Source organism: Pseudomonas sp. PAMC 26793 (assembly GCF_000313235.1).
Taxonomy (GTDB): domain Bacteria; phylum Pseudomonadota; class Gammaproteobacteria; order Pseudomonadales; family Pseudomonadaceae; genus Aquipseudomonas; species Aquipseudomonas yamanorum.
In genome coordinates, this window is the sequence record NZ_AMXG01000015.1 from 194,601 (window position 1) to 209,399 (window position 14,799).

Annotated in this window: 16 protein-coding genes; 2 read left to right on the forward strand and 14 right to left on the reverse strand. The window is 60.0% G+C overall.

The annotated features are described in order from the left end of the window. Positions 1-140: 140 nt before the first annotated feature. The 11 genes from D109_RS0103995 to D109_RS0104045 all read right to left on the reverse strand — a co-directional run bounded on the left by D109_RS0103995 (position 141) and on the right by D109_RS0104045 (position 8,221). Positions 141-482, reverse strand: a complete 342-nt coding sequence (locus D109_RS0103995; RefSeq protein WP_017475777.1) for a ribonuclease E inhibitor RraB — start codon at positions 480-482, stop codon at positions 141-143. A 212-nt stretch (positions 483-694) separates the two neighbouring features. Then, a complete protein-coding gene (locus D109_RS0104000; protein WP_017475778.1) occupies positions 695-955 on the reverse strand; it encodes a hypothetical protein in 261 nt (86 codons plus the stop codon). A gap of 79 nt (positions 956-1,034) precedes the next feature. Next, positions 1,035-1,640, reverse strand: a complete 606-nt coding sequence (locus D109_RS0104005; RefSeq protein WP_017475779.1) for an START domain-containing protein — start codon at positions 1,638-1,640, stop codon at positions 1,035-1,037. A 44-nt stretch (positions 1,641-1,684) separates the two neighbouring features. Next, positions 1,685-1,939: a YkgJ family cysteine cluster protein gene (locus D109_RS0104010; protein WP_026077765.1), complete on the reverse strand. Its 255-nt coding sequence runs from the start codon at positions 1,937-1,939 to the stop codon at positions 1,685-1,687. A gap of 162 nt (positions 1,940-2,101) precedes the next feature. Further along, the gene (locus D109_RS0104015) at positions 2,102-2,602 is read right to left on the reverse strand and encodes a hypothetical protein (protein WP_017475781.1); all 501 of its coding nucleotides are present in this window, start codon (positions 2,600-2,602) and stop codon (positions 2,102-2,104) included. 104 nt (positions 2,603-2,706) lie between these two features. Then, complete coding sequence (locus tag D109_RS0104020) at positions 2,707-4,146, reverse strand: PLP-dependent aminotransferase family protein (protein ID WP_017475782.1); 1,440 nt, start codon at positions 4,144-4,146, stop codon at positions 2,707-2,709. A gap of 313 nt (positions 4,147-4,459) precedes the next feature. Next, positions 4,460-5,272, reverse strand: coding sequence for an OmpA family protein (locus D109_RS0104025; RefSeq protein WP_026077766.1), 813 nt, complete (start codon positions 5,270-5,272; stop codon positions 4,460-4,462). Then, positions 5,269-5,631: a DUF4398 domain-containing protein gene (locus D109_RS0104030; RefSeq protein WP_026077767.1), complete on the reverse strand. Its 363-nt coding sequence runs from the start codon at positions 5,629-5,631 to the stop codon at positions 5,269-5,271. Before D109_RS0104030 ends, D109_RS0104025 begins: the two co-directional genes overlap by 4 nt. 9 nt (positions 5,632-5,640) lie before the next feature. Beyond that, entirely contained in the window at positions 5,641-6,456 is an 816-nt protein-coding gene (locus D109_RS0104035; RefSeq protein WP_017475785.1) for an ABC transporter substrate-binding protein, read from the reverse strand. Positions 6,457-6,539: 83 nt separating this feature from the next. Continuing rightward, a complete protein-coding gene (locus D109_RS0104040) occupies positions 6,540-7,469 on the reverse strand; it encodes an electron transfer flavoprotein subunit alpha/FixB family protein (protein WP_017475786.1) in 930 nt (309 codons plus the stop codon). A gap of 2 nt (positions 7,470-7,471) precedes the next feature. Beyond that, a complete protein-coding gene (locus tag D109_RS0104045) occupies positions 7,472-8,221 on the reverse strand; it encodes an electron transfer flavoprotein subunit beta/FixA family protein (RefSeq protein WP_004371224.1) in 750 nt (249 codons plus the stop codon). Between the two features lie 553 nt (positions 8,222-8,774). Between D109_RS0104045 and D109_RS0104050 the strand changes: the two genes are divergently transcribed. Next, positions 8,775-10,439, forward strand: coding sequence for an electron transfer flavoprotein-ubiquinone oxidoreductase (locus tag D109_RS0104050; RefSeq protein WP_017475787.1), 1,665 nt, complete (start codon positions 8,775-8,777; stop codon positions 10,437-10,439). A 134-nt stretch (positions 10,440-10,573) separates the two neighbouring features. Here the strand turns inward: D109_RS0104050 and D109_RS0104055 are convergent, their stop codons facing one another. Next, positions 10,574-11,464, reverse strand: coding sequence for an AraC family transcriptional regulator (locus D109_RS0104055; RefSeq protein ID WP_017475788.1), 891 nt, complete (start codon positions 11,462-11,464; stop codon positions 10,574-10,576). 181 nt (positions 11,465-11,645) lie between these two features. Between D109_RS0104055 and D109_RS0104060 the strand changes: the two genes are divergently transcribed. Continuing rightward, on the forward strand, positions 11,646-12,698 hold the full coding sequence (locus D109_RS0104060) for an NAD(P)-dependent alcohol dehydrogenase (protein WP_026077768.1): 1,053 nt from the start codon (positions 11,646-11,648) through the stop codon (positions 12,696-12,698). Between the two features lie 139 nt (positions 12,699-12,837). On the opposite strand, the gene D109_RS0104065 is transcribed toward D109_RS0104060, so the two are convergent. After that, on the reverse strand, positions 12,838-13,641 hold the full coding sequence (locus D109_RS0104065) for an IclR family transcriptional regulator (protein WP_017475790.1): 804 nt from the start codon (positions 13,639-13,641) through the stop codon (positions 12,838-12,840). A 185-nt stretch (positions 13,642-13,826) separates the two neighbouring features. Next, entirely contained in the window at positions 13,827-14,792 is a 966-nt protein-coding gene (gene araH, locus D109_RS0104070; RefSeq protein ID WP_026077769.1) for an L-arabinose ABC transporter permease AraH, read from the reverse strand. Positions 14,793-14,799: the final 7 nt, after the last annotated feature.

Below are 14,799 nucleotides of genomic sequence, written 5' to 3' on the forward strand. Positions count from 1 at the left end.
CCGATCGGTTCCCCTTCGCTCCGATCTTCCCTTTGGCCACCCTGCTCGGGTGGTTTTTTTTGCGTCGGATTTTTCCTGCACCAGAAACAAAAACGGCCGACCCAAAGGTCAGCCGATACGCTGTGTTATTGCTCATGCCGCTACATGGGTAACCCACGCACCTCCTGTTTCACGCCCCATCCCTCGATGATCCCGCCCAAGGGCTCGACCACTGCCTCAAAGTCCTGCTCGAAGTCTCCTATGCCGTCGTAGGTGGCGAACATGATTTTGCTCAGTTCCAGGTACCAGGCGCCGTCATCCCGCGCGCTGACCTGGGCATTCAGGGATTCCCCACGAAACCGACCCGCAGCCCGGCGCGCACGTTCCTCATCCGGGAAAATGGCGTAGAACTCGATGGGGTGGAAACGTGAGAAGTCAAAGCCGCCCTCTTTCATGCGGCGCAACACGTTGGTGCTGACGTCTTCTTGATAGGCTGTGCTCATGAAACGTCCTCCTCACACCGATGGATAGACTTTCCGTGCTTCCCAAGCCCGCGCTGTAACGGCGCGGGTGTTACGGCAATGACGTCGCCGCTGGGAGACAAGCATGTAGCTGACAAGACCAGACCTTAGCGATTCATTCGCTGATCTCCGTTGCAGAGTAACGCGAAGTTTTCAGCTCCACCAGAGTCTGTTTAAGGGTATACAGGGAATGTTCAGGCGGCGGGGTCGACCTTGAGGTCTTTAATGCTGTTTTGATCTTTCAGGATCTTCACTGTGGGTTCGGCAACACGCCCTTCGAGATCGTTGAGATCCAATTCCTTCAGCACCGGGGACACGCGAGCGCGAACCAGGCGCGCAGCCTCTTCAAGGGTCGGTTTTTGCTCACATTCGAATTGCTCGACTACCGACTCACCATGATCATCAGTGAAGGAAACGTTCCACTTTGGCATCAGAGCCTCCTCGATAAAACCCATGGGTGGGCTTACCTCTATCTGGACCTTGAGGGCTAGGAAATCGTTCCACTCGAGGAAGGAGGCACCGGATGAATTGCGCTTACTGCTCGGCGCGTTCGCGCAAGGCTTTCAACGTATTGAAGGGAGCCTCCACCACGAACTTGTTGGCCAACCACGAAGGCACGCTGCCGCCTGGCTCGGTGTGGACCTGGTAAGTGACTTCGGTCTGGTTATCGCCCTTGGGCACCAGTTTCCAGAAGCCGTCGACCTGGGCGACGCGAACGAAGCCCTTCTCTTCCGGCAAGTAAGTCGGCACTTCTTCCAGCTTGCGGGTGACCGTACCGTCCGCCGCCTTGCTGGTGGTGATATGCAGGATCGAATCACGGTTAGACACCGGGAACGGAGCGTTAAACTGGGTGTAGGTCCAGTTCTGGTCACCGTCCTGCTTCAGTGATTTTTGTGATTTGCACTCGTGGATCCATTTGCAGGCCCCGGCAGCATCCTCTTGCAAGGCCAGCACCTTGGCGATTGGCGCCTTGATCACGGTAACGCCGCGATAGGCTTTGTACTTGGAGCCTGCGATGTCACTCAAGGAGACTTTGATGCCGTCCTCATCCTTGGCAATCTGCCAATCTTCAGCGTGCGCTGCGCCGGCAAACAACACGGTAAAACCGCACAACACCGCAATTCGTTTCAGTGAACCCATGGTCTTATTCCTTATTGTTGAAGTTCAGTACTTTGAACAGCCCACTAAGCCGCCGTCATCTGTTCCCACCAGCCGATCAATTTGATCGCTTCTGCCTGGCTGTTGCCACACACCTCGATATCCGGCTGGAACGAACTGCACACCGCTGGCCGCTCAGGCTGGCCAAACAACTGGCACAGTTGTTCGACCGAAAGATGCAAGCAGCGTTCGCCCGCCGGTTTGCCGGCAGGCATTCCCGGCAACGGAGAACTGATGGATGGGGCAATGCAGCAAGCGCCACAGCCTTCACGGCATTTCATGACGAACGGATCCTCGACAGCTCAGTGTTGATGGCCACGTAAGACTACGCGCTTAAACAGACGTTTTAAATTGGCCTAATAGGGGTTTTTCACCGAAAACAAAAGTGACTGACCAGTCTGCGACAGAAGGTCAGGGGGGCACGTCACTTTCAGTCGCCGGGTTTATTGCTTGAACTGGAAATCCAGCGCCGCGCCTTCTACCTCGCGGCGCTCTTCGTTGCGCAGTTGCAGCTGCATTTCATTGCTGAGCAGGCGCCCGTTGATCTGGAACGCACTGTTATCGGTGGGCTTCTCGGCAAACATCGGCGGCAGCAGCGGCACGTTCTTCGGCTGCGGCATGGTGCCGAGGGGTTGCAGGTGGCGAACCATGTTCGACGGCAGGCTCAAATCCAATTCGGCGGGCGGCAATTGGGTCTTGGCCACTTCGTGGGCCGATTTTGATTTACTGGCGATAGGCGCACGTTTTTTCACGGGTGCTGCTTTCTTCACGGGTGCTTTCTTCGCCACCGGTGTCTTCTTTACCGCAGCGGCTTTCTTCGCCGGTGCCTTCTGCTGGGTGCTGGCAGCAGGTGCCGTTTCACCGGCGGAAGCCGCCAGGACGGCGCCAGCGTTACACAGGCTTAACACGCAGATCAGCAGCGCAGCAGGAAAGGTATAAGTCATATCGCCAGCAGCATTAACGGCAGAAGGCCATATGCTCGCTTGTTGAGGGCGGTATGACAAGCATGGTAATTAGCCAGCTACCCTTCGTGTCCCCTTTCCATGCCTCAGAAACCCGCCGCAGTCTCATGACACAGCTGGCTCGCTAGCATACCGAGGGTCATCAGCGCGCGCTCCGCCTCGCGGTTCCACGGCGTGCCGCAGTTCAGGCGAATACAGTGGTTGAACTGTTCCGTATTACTGAAGATCAGCCCCGGTGCAATGCTGATGCCCTGCTGCAAAGCGCGCACGTGCAGTTCCTGGGTATTGACCCGTCCCGGCAAACTGACCCACAGGATAAAACCGCCGGTCGGCCGGGTCATCTGGGTGCCTTCGGGGAAATACTGTTGCACTGCCAGTTGGAACGCGCTGAGGTTCTTGCGGTATTCCTGGCGGATATAGCGCAAGTGCCGGTCGTAACCGCCGTTTTCCAGGTATGCCGCCGTGCCCATCTGGGTCACGCTGCACGCAGAATGGGTGCTGAACATTTGCAGGCGCTGGATTTCCTGCTGGTACTTGCCGGCGATCATCCAGCCGATGCGGATGCCCGGTGACAAGGTCTTGGAAAAACTGGAGCAATAGATGACACGGTCCAGGCGGTCGTAGGCTTTGAGTGCCTTGGTGCGACCCAGTTCGAACATCAGTTCGCCGTAGATATCGTCCTCGACCACCTGGATATCGAAATCCGACGCCAAGCGCAGCAACTGTTTCTGCCGCTCTTCGGGCATGGTGCCGCCCAGGGGGTTGCTCAGGCGCGTGGTCAGCACCAGGGCCTTGATCGACCATTGGTTGGCCGCCAGTTGCAAGGCCTCCAGGCTCATGCCGGTGGCCGGGTCGCTGGGGATTTCGATGACCTTCAGGCCGAGCAAATCCGCCAGTTGCAGCAAGCCGTAATAGGTCGGCGATTCGGCGGCGATCAAGTCGCCGGGACGGGTCAGGACCCGTAGCGACATCTGCAATGCGTCGACACACCCGTGGGTGATCACCACTTCGGACGGGTCCACCACCACCCCAGCATCCCGCATACGGATCGCCACCTGGCGCCGCAGCGGTTCAAAACCCGGGCTGAACATGTAACTGAACGCCCGCGGGCTCTGGAAGCGCGTGACCTTGGCCAGTTGCTGGTGCAATGCACGCACCGGCAAGTAGTCGACACTCGGCACGGCGGCCCCCAACGGGAACACGCCCTCGCGACGGGATTCGACCAACACCTGTTGAATAATGCTGCTGCGGGTGACCAACCCTGGACGCTCGACCCGGGCAATGTCTGGCGTAGGCGCGGTGAGCGCCGGCGTCTGGTGCACGTAATACCCGGACTGCGGCCGCGCGCGAATCAAACCCTGGTCTTCCAGGTTCGCGTAGGCCTGCAACACGGTGGCGTGGCTGACATTGAGCTGGGAGCTCATTTTGCGCACCGAAGGCACGCGCTCGCCCGGTTGATAGACACCGCGGCGGATATCCTCAGCCAGTTGCTGGGCGATACGTTGGTAAAGCAACAGATTGGTCATGACGCAGCACTCGATTTCACGGGTATTTTATTTTTGTGTGAAACATACCGGCACAGTTTAGAAGTGTACGGGGACAGTTGCCACAATAGTCGAGCGCGGGCGGCAGTGATAGAAAAAACTGTAAGGGTGGCGCACTGAGTGGCGGGCATAAAAAAACCCGATCACTGATCGGGCTTTTGTGGGAGCTGTTGAGCTTCAGCGAGGCTGCGATGCAGGCGCCGCGATCTCGCAGGTCCACCGAGGCGATCCTATCGCAGCCTCGCTGGGGCTCGACAGCTCCCACAGGAATCGCCTTTTAGCTTGAGTACCTGGTTTAGCGAGCAGCGCCCAGTTGGCCTTTCTCGTCGGAGAACACAATCTCGACCCGACGGTTCTGCGCCCGGCCACGCTCCGAAGCGTTGACGTCAACCGGGTACTGATCGCCGTAGCCTTCGACCTGGATGCGTTTTTCATCGATACCCAGGTCGCTCAGTACATCGGCCACCGCTTGGGCGCGGTCCCGAGACAGTTTGAGGTTTTCCTGCTGGCCACCGGTATTGTCGGTGTAACCCTCGATACGCACCACGCGCTTGGGGTTCAACTGCAGGAACTGTACGACTTTGAGCACCGTGCGGTTGGCCGAGTTTTGCAGCTCTGCCTCGCCAGTGTCGAACAGCACGTCACCCAGCGTCATCACCAACCCGCGATCAGGCTGGACGGTGGTCAGGCTGGAAATCTGCGCCTCAATCCATTTGCCCTGTTGCTGCACGCTGGCCAGCTTGGCTTCACGCAGGGCCAGTTGCAGACGCTGGCGTTCCAGCTCCAGCTTGACCCCGCGCTCCTGATTGAGCGCCTGCTCGGTGTGTTCCCGGGCAATCGCGCTGTAGCGCTGGCTCAGGTAGGCGTAATGCGCTACATCGGCGCCGCTGCCCCAGAAGCTGGAGAACCGGTCGGCGCGGGCCAGGGACTCACCCGCACGGATTACGTCTTTGGGCGCGATACGCAGCACATTCGAGTCTTCCTTGACCTTCTGGAAGTCAGTGCTGGCCTGTTGCAAGGCGAGGTTACTGTCGGGATGGGTCGCACAACCACCGAGCGCACTGCCCAGCAACACCACACAGCTCAACCCACGCATCAACCGGCTCATTGGGCGTCTCCCAACTGCAACTGCTTGCGCAGGCGGGTGATACGGGTGTTGAGCACGTTCAGTTGCTCCTGGCTTTTGCGAGTCAGCACCCGCGCTTCCGCCAGGCGGGCGTCCAGCTCGGCTTCTTCAGCCTGCATGCGGGCGTCCTTGTAGGATTCATTGGCCATGTCGGCACGGGCCTGGGTGAACTTGTCTTCAGCCAGCTTCAGCTCGGGCGAGTCATCGGCGACGGCGCCCACGGCGTTGGCTTGTTCCAGGGCTTGCTGGGTCAGGCGCATTTGTTCATTCGGCGCAGGATCGGCTGCACATCCCGCCAGAGCTACAACGGCGAGGGCCGCGAAAAGAGGTCGAATAGTCACTGAAAATCCCTACTTTGTTGGGGTGCCGACGGGTTGCTGCAACTGCGCTTTCCAGCGCTCGAGATTGCGCTGCAGCGCGGTTTCCGCCAGACCGGACGCGGGCAATTCTGTCATCTTTTTGGCGAGCTGTCCGCGCAACCACGGATCGTTGCAGGCGGAGTTGTGGGAAATCGCCAGGTAGAGGCCCGGCTGGTCGATGGGGATTTCCCGCGCCACCAGGTCGTTGCTCATACCCAGGGTCTGGGCCATGGCCATGCCGGAGTAACGTCCGGCGAGCACGTAGTCCACTTCCCCCAGCAGCAACTTCTGAAACGCCGGGGTCAAGGTGGGCAGGCGTTGCAGAGTCAGTTGCTCACCGGCGAAGGCTTCAAAGTCACGGCTCAGGCGCGCCCTTTCCGACACCGCACCCTTGTGGCCATGCAGGTCGCTGGGCTGGTTGTAGGCCAGGGTCGAATCCTTGCGGGTCCAGACCAGGTAATCGGTTTGCACCAATGCCGGGTGTATGTAATCGAGGGCATCCAGGGCGTCGAGGGTCAACGGCGCATCGGCAAGGATGTCCATGCGTCCGCTGCGCACTTCGTCCAGGGCCACGGAGCGCTTGCCGCCGTACAGCAGGTCGATTTTCACCCCGAGGTCCTTGGCCACTTGCTGCAACATATCGGCGGTGGCGCCGATCAAGTGCGTGGGGTCCTGGGGATCACGCCACAGATAAGGCGGTGCGTCCGGGCTGCCGGTGATCACCAGGCGATCACATTTGCCAGCCGCCAGCGACACCGTCGGCAACAGCGACAGGGCGAGCAGTACAGTCCAGGGACGCAATTCCATGGCAGGGTTCTCCCATTCAAAAATTACCGGGCAAAAAAAAGCCCGGTCAAAAGACCGGGCTCTTTATAAGTGAAGCGACTGGATTAGACCAGCTTCTCCAACTCGGGTACGGCTTCGAACAAGTCTGCCACCAGGCCGTAATCAGCCACCTGGAAGATCGGCGCTTCTTCGTCCTTGTTGATCGCAACGATCACCTTGGAGTCTTTCATACCGGCCAAATGCTGGATCGCGCCGGAGATACCGACGGCGATGTACAGCTGTGGCGCAACGATCTTGCCGGTCTGGCCGACCTGCATGTCGTTCGGTACAAAACCTGCGTCGACGGCAGCGCGGGAAGCGCCGACCGCAGCGCCCAGCTTGTCAGCCAGGGCGTACAGGTGCTTGAAGTTGTCACCGTTCTGCATGCCGCGGCCGCCGGAGACGACGATCTTGGCAGCGGTCAGTTCCGGACGATCGGACTTGGCCAGCTCTTCACCCACGAAGCTGGAAGTGCCAGCGTCGTGAACAGCAGCCACAGCTTCAACCGCGGCCGAACCACCTTCAGCAGCAACCGGGTCGAAACCGGTGGCACGCACGGTGATGACTTTTACCGAGGCAGTGGACTGCACGGTAGCGATGGCGTTACCGGCATAGATCGGACGCTTGAAGGTGTCGGCGCTTTCAACCGAAACGATCTCGGAGATCTGGTCAACGTCCAGCTGCGCAGCAACGCGCGGCAGGATGTTTTTGCCGTTGGAGGTAGCGGCAGCCAGGATGTGGCTGTAGCCAGCGCCCAGCTCTGCTACCAGCGGCGCAACGTTTTCCGGCAACTGATGAGCGTAGGCTGCGTTGTCGGCAACCAGTACTTTGCTCACGCCAGCGATTTTGGCAGCGGCCTCAGCCACGGCACCAACGTTTTGGCCGGCGACCAGCACGTGGATATCACCACCGATTTTGGCGGCGGCGGCAACAGTGTTCAGGGTGGCCGGAGCCACGACCTTGTTGTCGTGTTCTGCGATTACCAAGATAGTCATGGTTAGATTACCTTCGCTTCGTTTTTCAGTTTCTCGACCAGTTCAGCCACCGACTTGACCTTGATGCCCGCGCTGCGTGCAGCCGGCGCTTCGACTTTGACGGTCTTGTTGGTGGAGGCGGTGGAAACGCCCAAAGCATCCGGAGTCAGCACTTCGAGAGGCTTCTTCTTGGCTTTCATGATGTTTGGCAGGGACGCGTAGCGCGGCTCGTTCAAACGCAGGTCGGTGGTGACGATGGCTGGCAGTTTCAGGGAAACTGTTTGCGCGCCGCCGTCGATTTCGCGGGTCACGGCAACCTTGTCGCCGCTCACTTCGACTTTCGAGGCGAAGGTGCCCTGGCCGTAACCGGTCAGTGCAGCCAGCATCTGGCCAGTCTGGTTGTTGTCGCTGTCGATGGCTTGTTTGCCGAGGATCACCAGCGATGGCTGTTCCTTATCGACAACAGCTTTCAACAACTTGGCAACGGCCAGGGAAGTCAGCTCTTCAGCGGATTCGACGAGGATGGCGCGATCGGCACCCAGCGCCAGGGCGGTACGCAACTGCTCTTGAGCAGTGGTCGGACCGATGGAAACGACGACGATTTCAGTCGCAACGCCTTTCTCTTTCAGGCGTACGGCTTCTTCCACGGCGATTTCGCAGAAAGGGTTCATCGACATCTTGACGTTAGCGAGGTCGACGCCGGAATTGTCCGCCTTGACGCGAACTTTCACGTTGTAATCGACAACGCGTTTGACAGCTACAAGAACCTTCATGGATTCCTCGTTACTCTCCGGTGAAAAGAAAGTCGCCTAGGCGAACCTGGCGGTTGATGCTCATCGGCACACAAGGGCACCTCCAAAAACACCGGCGATCGTCGGCGGGGGACCTTGCTCACGGGAGTGATGACCGTTCGTCAGCGGTGACTGAGAGGTCATTCATTATCGTGGCGTGTAAACTGCGCGCCATCGTGGCTCGCGCGTCACCCTTATTTGCCTTCAGCCTGTCTTTCGAGGTGGCCTTGAAACCCACAGTCTGCCTACGGGATGCGCAAAACCGACCGTATATTGACCGGAACGCCTATTCCGGTCAATACGGCAAAATGGTCAGTTATAAGCCGCGTTGCTTTGATTTACCTAGCTTGCGGGCAATTCAAACAAACGTTTGTATTGGACGCTGAGAGTGGTGTAGATATAATGCGCCACCTAGAGAGAAAGGTGGGTCGTCCCCTGCCCCTTGCATGAGATTTATGCAGGCATTGCCGGACGAATTACCGAACCTCCACCCATTAGAAAAAAAAGCCGTTGAGCCTTGAGTAGGAGATAGCCTGTGGAACGCGAATACATGGAATTCGACGTGGTCATCGTCGGCGCTGGCCCGGCAGGCCTGTCTGCCGCCTGCCGATTGAAGCAGAAGGCCGCCGAAGCCGGTAAGGAAATCAGCGTCTGCGTGGTCGAAAAAGGCTCCGAAGTCGGCGCTCACATCCTGTCCGGTGCCGTGTTTGAACCCCGTGCCCTGAACGAACTGTTCCCGGACTGGAAAGAACTCGGTGCACCGCTCAACACGCCTGTTGTGCGTGATGACATCTATGTACTGCGCTCCAGCGAAGCGTCCACCAAGGTCCCTGACTTCTTTGTGCCCAAGACCATGCACAACGAAGGCAACTACATTATCTCCCTGGGCAACCTGTGCCGCTGGCTCGCTCAGCAGGCCGAAAACCTGGGGGTGGAAGTCTACCCGGGCTTCGCCGCCCAGGAAGCGCTGTTCGACGAAAACGGCGTGGTGCGAGGGATCATCACCGGTGACCTCGGCGTCGACCGTGAAGGCCAGCCAAAAGAAGGCGTCTACACCCCGGGCATGGAACTGCGTGGCAAGTACACGCTGTTCGCCGAAGGTTGCCGTGGCCACATCGGCAAGCAACTGATCCAGCGCTTCAACCTGGACAGCGACGCCGACGCCCAGCACTACGGCATCGGCCTGAAAGAAATCTGGGAAATCGACCCGGCCAAACATCAGCCAGGCCTGGTGGTGCACACCGCCGGTTGGCCGCTGGACATCATGAGCAACGAGAACACCGGCGGCTCATTCCTCTATCACCTGGAAAACAACCAGGTTGTAGTGGGTTTGATCGTCGACCTGTCCTACAGCAACACTTTCCTGTCGCCGTTCGACGAGTTCCAGCGCCTCAAGCATCACCCGGTGCTGGCCCAGTACCTGGAAGGCGGCAAGCGCATCAGCTACGGCGCCCGCGCCATCTGCAAAGGCGGCCTGAACTCGCTGCCGAAAATGGTGTTCAAGGGCGGCGCGTTGATCGGTTGCGATCTGGGCACCCTGAACTTCGCCAAGATCAAGGGCAGCCACACCGCCATGAAGTCCGGCATGCTCGCCGCTGACGCCGTGGCCGACCGCCTGTTCGCCGAATCCGAAGGCGGTGACGAACTGACCGCTTACGTCGACAGCTTCAAGAACAGCTGGCTCTACGAAGAACTGTTCGCCAGCCGCAACTTCGGCCCGGCGATGCACAAGTTCGGCCCGATCCTGGGTGCCGGCTTCAACTGGTTCGACCAGAACATCCTCGGCGGCAAAATGCCGTTCACCCTGCACGACACCAAGCCGGACTACGCCTGCCTCAAGCTGGCCAAGGACAGCAAGAAAATCGACTACCCGAAACCCGACGGCAAGCTGAGCTTCGACAAGCTGAGCTCGGTGTTCATCTCCGGTACCAACCACGAAGAAGAACAGCCGTGCCACCTGAAGCTGAAAGACCCGAGCATCCCGATCGGTACCAACCTGCCGCTCTACGATGAACCGGCGCAGCGCTACTGCCCGGCCGGCGTGTATGAAGTGATCACCAAGGAAGACGGCGAGAAACGCTTCCAGATCAACGCCCAGAACTGCGTGCACTGCAAGACCTGTGACATCAAGGACCCTTCGCAGAACATCACCTGGGTGACACCGGAAGGTGCGGGCGGGCCGACTTACCCGAACATGTAAGGCATTGGCTTGAAAAACGAGGCCCCCGAATGGGGGCCTTTTTTATCGCCCGGAAAAAAGCCCCATCGACTCGGTCAAATGTGGGAGCTGGCTTGCCTGCTCCCACATTTTTGACCGCGTTGTGCCTGGGAGAGTTATGCCGCCCGCTCATCCCCGGGGCTGCGCTCGAAATAGCGCTTATATTCCCGGCTGAACTGCGACGTACTCTGGTACCCCACACTGTGGGCCGCCTGCGCCACGCTCATGCCCTCCACCAACAGCAACTGCTGCGCCTTGAGCAGCCGCAGCCGCTTGAGGTACTGCACCGGCGACAACAGCGTGCAGCGCTTGAAGTGTTCGTGGAACGTCGACGCGCTCATGTGCGCATAACCCGCCAATGTCTCGATATTCAGCGGCTCGGCGTAATGGGCATGCAGGTGATTCAACGAGGTCGCCACCCGGGAAAACTGCCCCTGCTGTTCTACCAACGCCCGCAACACATCCGCCTGGGGCCCGCGCAACGCGGTGAACAATAATTCCCGCACCCGCGCCGGGCCCATGATCCGGCTCTCCAGCGGATCGTGCAGGCACTGCAACAGCCGTTCGACACAGCCACGCATGGCGTCATCCAGCACCACCGAACTCATGGACTCCAACGTCTGCGCCGCCGGCGGTGGCCCGGACTGGATACCCATCGCCATCACCAACTCACCCAGCACCACCCGGTCAATGCCCACCGTCACCCCCAACAGCGGCGCATTGGGCATGGCAAAGGTCTCGCATTCGAACGGCACCGGCATCGCCTGGATCAGGTAATGCCCGGCGCCGTACTCCAGAGTTCGCGGGCCCAGGTACGCGACCTTGCTGCCCTGGGCGACGATCATCAGGCTCGGTTCGTAAATCTGCGGGCCCCGCGCCACATCGCAACTGGCGCGCAACACCTGCACGCCCGGCAGGTTGGTGGGGGAGAAACCATCACGGGGCGTCAGTGGTTCGATCAGGGCAACCAACGCAGCATTGGCATCGACATGGCGGGTCAACAACATGGCAAAAACTTCGCGGAAAAAGGGATGACACCATCATCGCAGGTCTGGCGCCACAGTGATCCAATCCAGGGGCACTCCCGGAGGAATAGGCATGAGACTCGGAGCAATCGCCATGGCCGCACCCCGGCACGGCGCGGAGAATGCGCCACCTCACCTGTTACTGCACCTGCGAGGTTTCTCCATGTACACCGCCATCGGTTATGCCGCTCAATCGGCCACCACTCCCCTCGCCCCCATGTCCTTCGAACGCCGCAGCCCGCGCGCCGATGACGTGGCGATCGAAATTCTCTACTGCGGCGTCTGCCATTCCGACATTCACCAGGCACGCAACGAATGGGGCATTGCCGTGTACCCGCTGATGCCGGGCCACGAGATCGTCGGCAAAGTCACCGCCGTCGGCGCCAGCGTCACTGCGCACAAAGTCGGCGACCTGGTAGGTGTTGGCTGCATGGTCGACTCCTGCCGTCACTGCGACGCCTGCCACGCCGACCTCGAGCAATACTGCCTCGAAGGCCCGACCATGACCTACGCCACCCCGGACCGGGTCGACGGCAGCAACACCATGGGCGGCTACTCCGACAGCATCGTGGTCAGCGAGCACTTCGTGGTGAAGATCCCGGCCAAGCTCGACCTGGCCAGCGCCGCGCCGATCCTCTGCGCCGGCATCACCACCTACTCACCACTCAAGCACTACGGTGTGAAGGCTGGCGACAAGGTTGGCGTTCTGGGCATGGGCGGTCTGGGCCATATGGGCATCAAGTTCGCCAAGGCCATGGGCGCGGAAGTGACATTGTTCACCCGCTCCGCGAGCAAGGCTGAAGAAGGCCGTCGCCAGGGCGCCGATCACGTGATCGTGTCCACCGATGCTGAACAGATGAAAGCCGCTGCCGGGCACTTCGACTTCCTGCTGGACACCATCCCGGTGCAGCACGACTTGAACCCCTACCTCGACGTGCTGCGCTTTGACGGCGTGCACATCCTGGTGGGCCTGATCGAGCCGGTCGACCCGCCCGTCAACGCCGCCAAGCTGGTGCTGGGCCGCAAGGTACTGGCCGGTTCATTGATCGGTGGCATTGCCGAAACCCAGGAAGTCCTGGATTTCTGCGCCGAGCATGGCATCACCTGCGACATCGAAATGCTCGACATCCGCCAGATCAACGAAGCCTACGCCCGCATGATTGCCGGTGATGTGAAGTACCGTTTCGTGATCGACATGGCGACCCTGAAGGCCTGACCATGATCGTTCCCACGCTCTGCGTGGGAACGCATGCTGTGACGCTCTGCGTCACCGTTGCGCAGGGCTCAAGTGCTGCTGGACGCAGAGCGTCCGAAGCGGCATTCCCACGCGGGAGCGTGGGAACGATCAGGCCTGATCAGGCCTTCGCGCCCAACTCCGCTGACAGCCGCGCTGCGACCTGTTTGATCACAGGAATCAGCTCGGCCATTTTCTCCAGCGGCATGTAGGGCACGGTACTGGCGATGCTGATGCCGGCGACGATTCGCCGGCTGGCATCGCGCACCGGTGCCGCGACACAACGGATCGACGGTTCGTTGTCTTCCAGATCGAACGCATAACCGCCCGCCACGTATTCCTGCATGCGCTGTTCAAACTGCGCCCAGGATTGCTCGGGGTGCTGCGGCCACTGCAAGTTCTTCCCGCCCGTGGGCAGGCTGACCTGATACAGGCGCTGCCACTCGTCCACGCTGTCATCCAGCAGCAACGCCTTGCCGATCCCGGTGCGCGCCAGCGGCATGCGATGGCCGACGCGCGAGCGCATTTCCGGGCCGTTGCGACCAGGGTTCTTGTGCAGGTACAGCACGTCGTCGTATTCGCGGATCGCCAGGTGGATGGTGTCGCCGGTCAGCGCCGACAGCTCATCCAGGTACGGCACCGCCAGGCTTACCAACGGCAATTCCTCGCGCGCCTGAAACCCCAACTCGATCAACTTGGGCCCCAGCAGATAGCCGACTTGCGGCACCACGCGCAGGTAGCGCTCTTCCACCAGGCAACTGGCCAGGCGGTGAGTGGTGCTGCGGGTGGTGCCGATGCGCTTGGCAATCTCCTTGAGATCCCGCGCGCCGGCGGCCACTGCCTGCACCACGCCCAATCCGCGAAGCAGGGTCTGGGTGCCGGTGGGGGCGGCGTCTTTGACGGGAATGTGGGCGTTTTCCTGCATATCGGGCCTATTGGGAAGTACGAAAACGGCGAGCATTATGGCAAATGCGGACCAGCAAAACAGAGGAGATCAACATGTGGGAGCGGGCTTGCTCGCGAATGCGGTTTTCCAGTGAGTGCATAGGCTGACTGACACACCGCTTTCGCGAGCAAGCCCGCTCCCACATTGGTCTTGTGGCGCCCTTTTTATCGTTGCTTCATCCTGTCGATAATCACCGCCAGCAACAGGATCGAGCCGCGAATCACGTATTGGTAGAAGGTGTCGATGTTCTTCAGGTTCATCGCGTTCTCGATGATCGCCAGAATCAGCACCCCGGCAATCACATGCCGGATCATCCCAATCCCGCCGCTCAGCGACACCCCGCCCAGCACGCACGCCGAGATCACCGTCAACTCGAACCCCTGGCCAATCATCGGTTGCCCCGAGGTCATCCGCGACGCCAGGATCACCCCCGCCAACGCCCCGATCACTCCGTGCACGGCAAAGATGATGATCTTGGTGCGGTCGACGTTTACCCCGGCCAACAGCGCTGCTTCCTGGTTGCCACCGATGGCCATGGTGTTGCGCCCGTAGGTGGTGTAGTTCAGCAGCCAGCCAAAAAACACAAAGCACAGCACGGTGATGATGATCGGCACCGGCACGCCAAACAGCTGGCCGTTACCGAAGACGAAGAAGTTTTCGTCCATCACGCCCACCGCCTTGCCGTTGGAAAAGATATACGCCAGCCCGCGCACGATCTGCATCGTCGCCAGCGTCGTGATCAATGCGTTGATCCGCAGCTTGGCAATCACGATGCCGTTGATCAGCCCCACCACCAGGCCCATGGCCAACGCCGCCGACACGCCGAAGAACACGCTGTCGGTGTCGCGAATCACGATCCCCGCCACCACGCCCGAACAGGCGATCACCGAGCCCACCGACAAGTCGAAGTGCCCCGACGCCAGGCAAAACAGCATGGTGCAGGCCGCAATGCCCACGGTGGAAATCGCCAGCCCCAGGCCGCGCATGTTCAGCGGCGAAAGGAAGTTGTCGATGAAAATGGCGCTGAGCACAAAGATGCTCAGGGCCGCCAGCAGCATGACCCAATCATCAAGAAACTTGCGCTGGTTGAACCCCGGCCAGAAGCTTCTTGCGGTTTTTACCTGTGACATACCTACC

Bases quoted from the DNA above. Each gene is read 5' to 3' on its own strand.
- D109_RS0104000 (WP_017475778.1), bottom strand. From the start codon at position 955: ATGGGTTTTATCGAGGAGGCTCTGATGCCAAAGTGGAACGTTTCCTTC.
- D109_RS0104055 (WP_017475788.1), bottom strand. From the start codon at position 11,464: ATGTTGTTGACCCGCCATGTCGATGCCAATGCTGCGTTGGTTGCCCTG.
- D109_RS0104040 (WP_017475786.1), bottom strand. From the start codon at position 7,469: ATGACTATCTTGGTAATCGCAGAACACGACAACAAGGTCGTGGCTCCG.
- D109_RS0104015 (WP_017475781.1), bottom strand. From the start codon at position 2,602: ATGACTTATACCTTTCCTGCTGCGCTGCTGATCTGCGTGTTAAGCCTG.
- D109_RS0104025 (WP_026077766.1), bottom strand. From the start codon at position 5,272: ATGAGCCGGTTGATGCGTGGGTTGAGCTGTGTGGTGTTGCTGGGCAGT.
- D109_RS0103995 (WP_017475777.1), bottom strand. From the start codon at position 482: ATGAGCACAGCCTATCAAGAAGACGTCAGCACCAACGTGTTGCGCCGC.
- D109_RS0104045 (WP_004371224.1), bottom strand. From the start codon at position 8,221: ATGAAGGTTCTTGTAGCTGTCAAACGCGTTGTCGATTACAACGTGAAA.
- D109_RS0104010 (WP_026077765.1), bottom strand. From the start codon at position 1,939: ATGAAATGCCGTGAAGGCTGTGGCGCTTGCTGCATTGCCCCATCCATC.
- araH (WP_026077769.1), bottom strand. From the start codon at position 14,792: ATGTCACAGGTAAAAACCGCAAGAAGCTTCTGGCCGGGGTTCAACCAG.
- D109_RS0104020 (WP_017475782.1), bottom strand. From the start codon at position 4,146: ATGACCAATCTGTTGCTTTACCAACGTATCGCCCAGCAACTGGCTGAG.
- D109_RS0104060 (WP_026077768.1), top strand. From the start codon at position 11,646: ATGTACACCGCCATCGGTTATGCCGCTCAATCGGCCACCACTCCCCTC.
- D109_RS0104065 (WP_017475790.1), bottom strand. From the start codon at position 13,641: ATGCAGGAAAACGCCCACATTCCCGTCAAAGACGCCGCCCCCACCGGC.
- D109_RS0104035 (WP_017475785.1), bottom strand. From the start codon at position 6,456: ATGGAATTGCGTCCCTGGACTGTACTGCTCGCCCTGTCGCTGTTGCCG.
- D109_RS0104005 (WP_017475779.1), bottom strand. From the start codon at position 1,640: ATGGGTTCACTGAAACGAATTGCGGTGTTGTGCGGTTTTACCGTGTTG.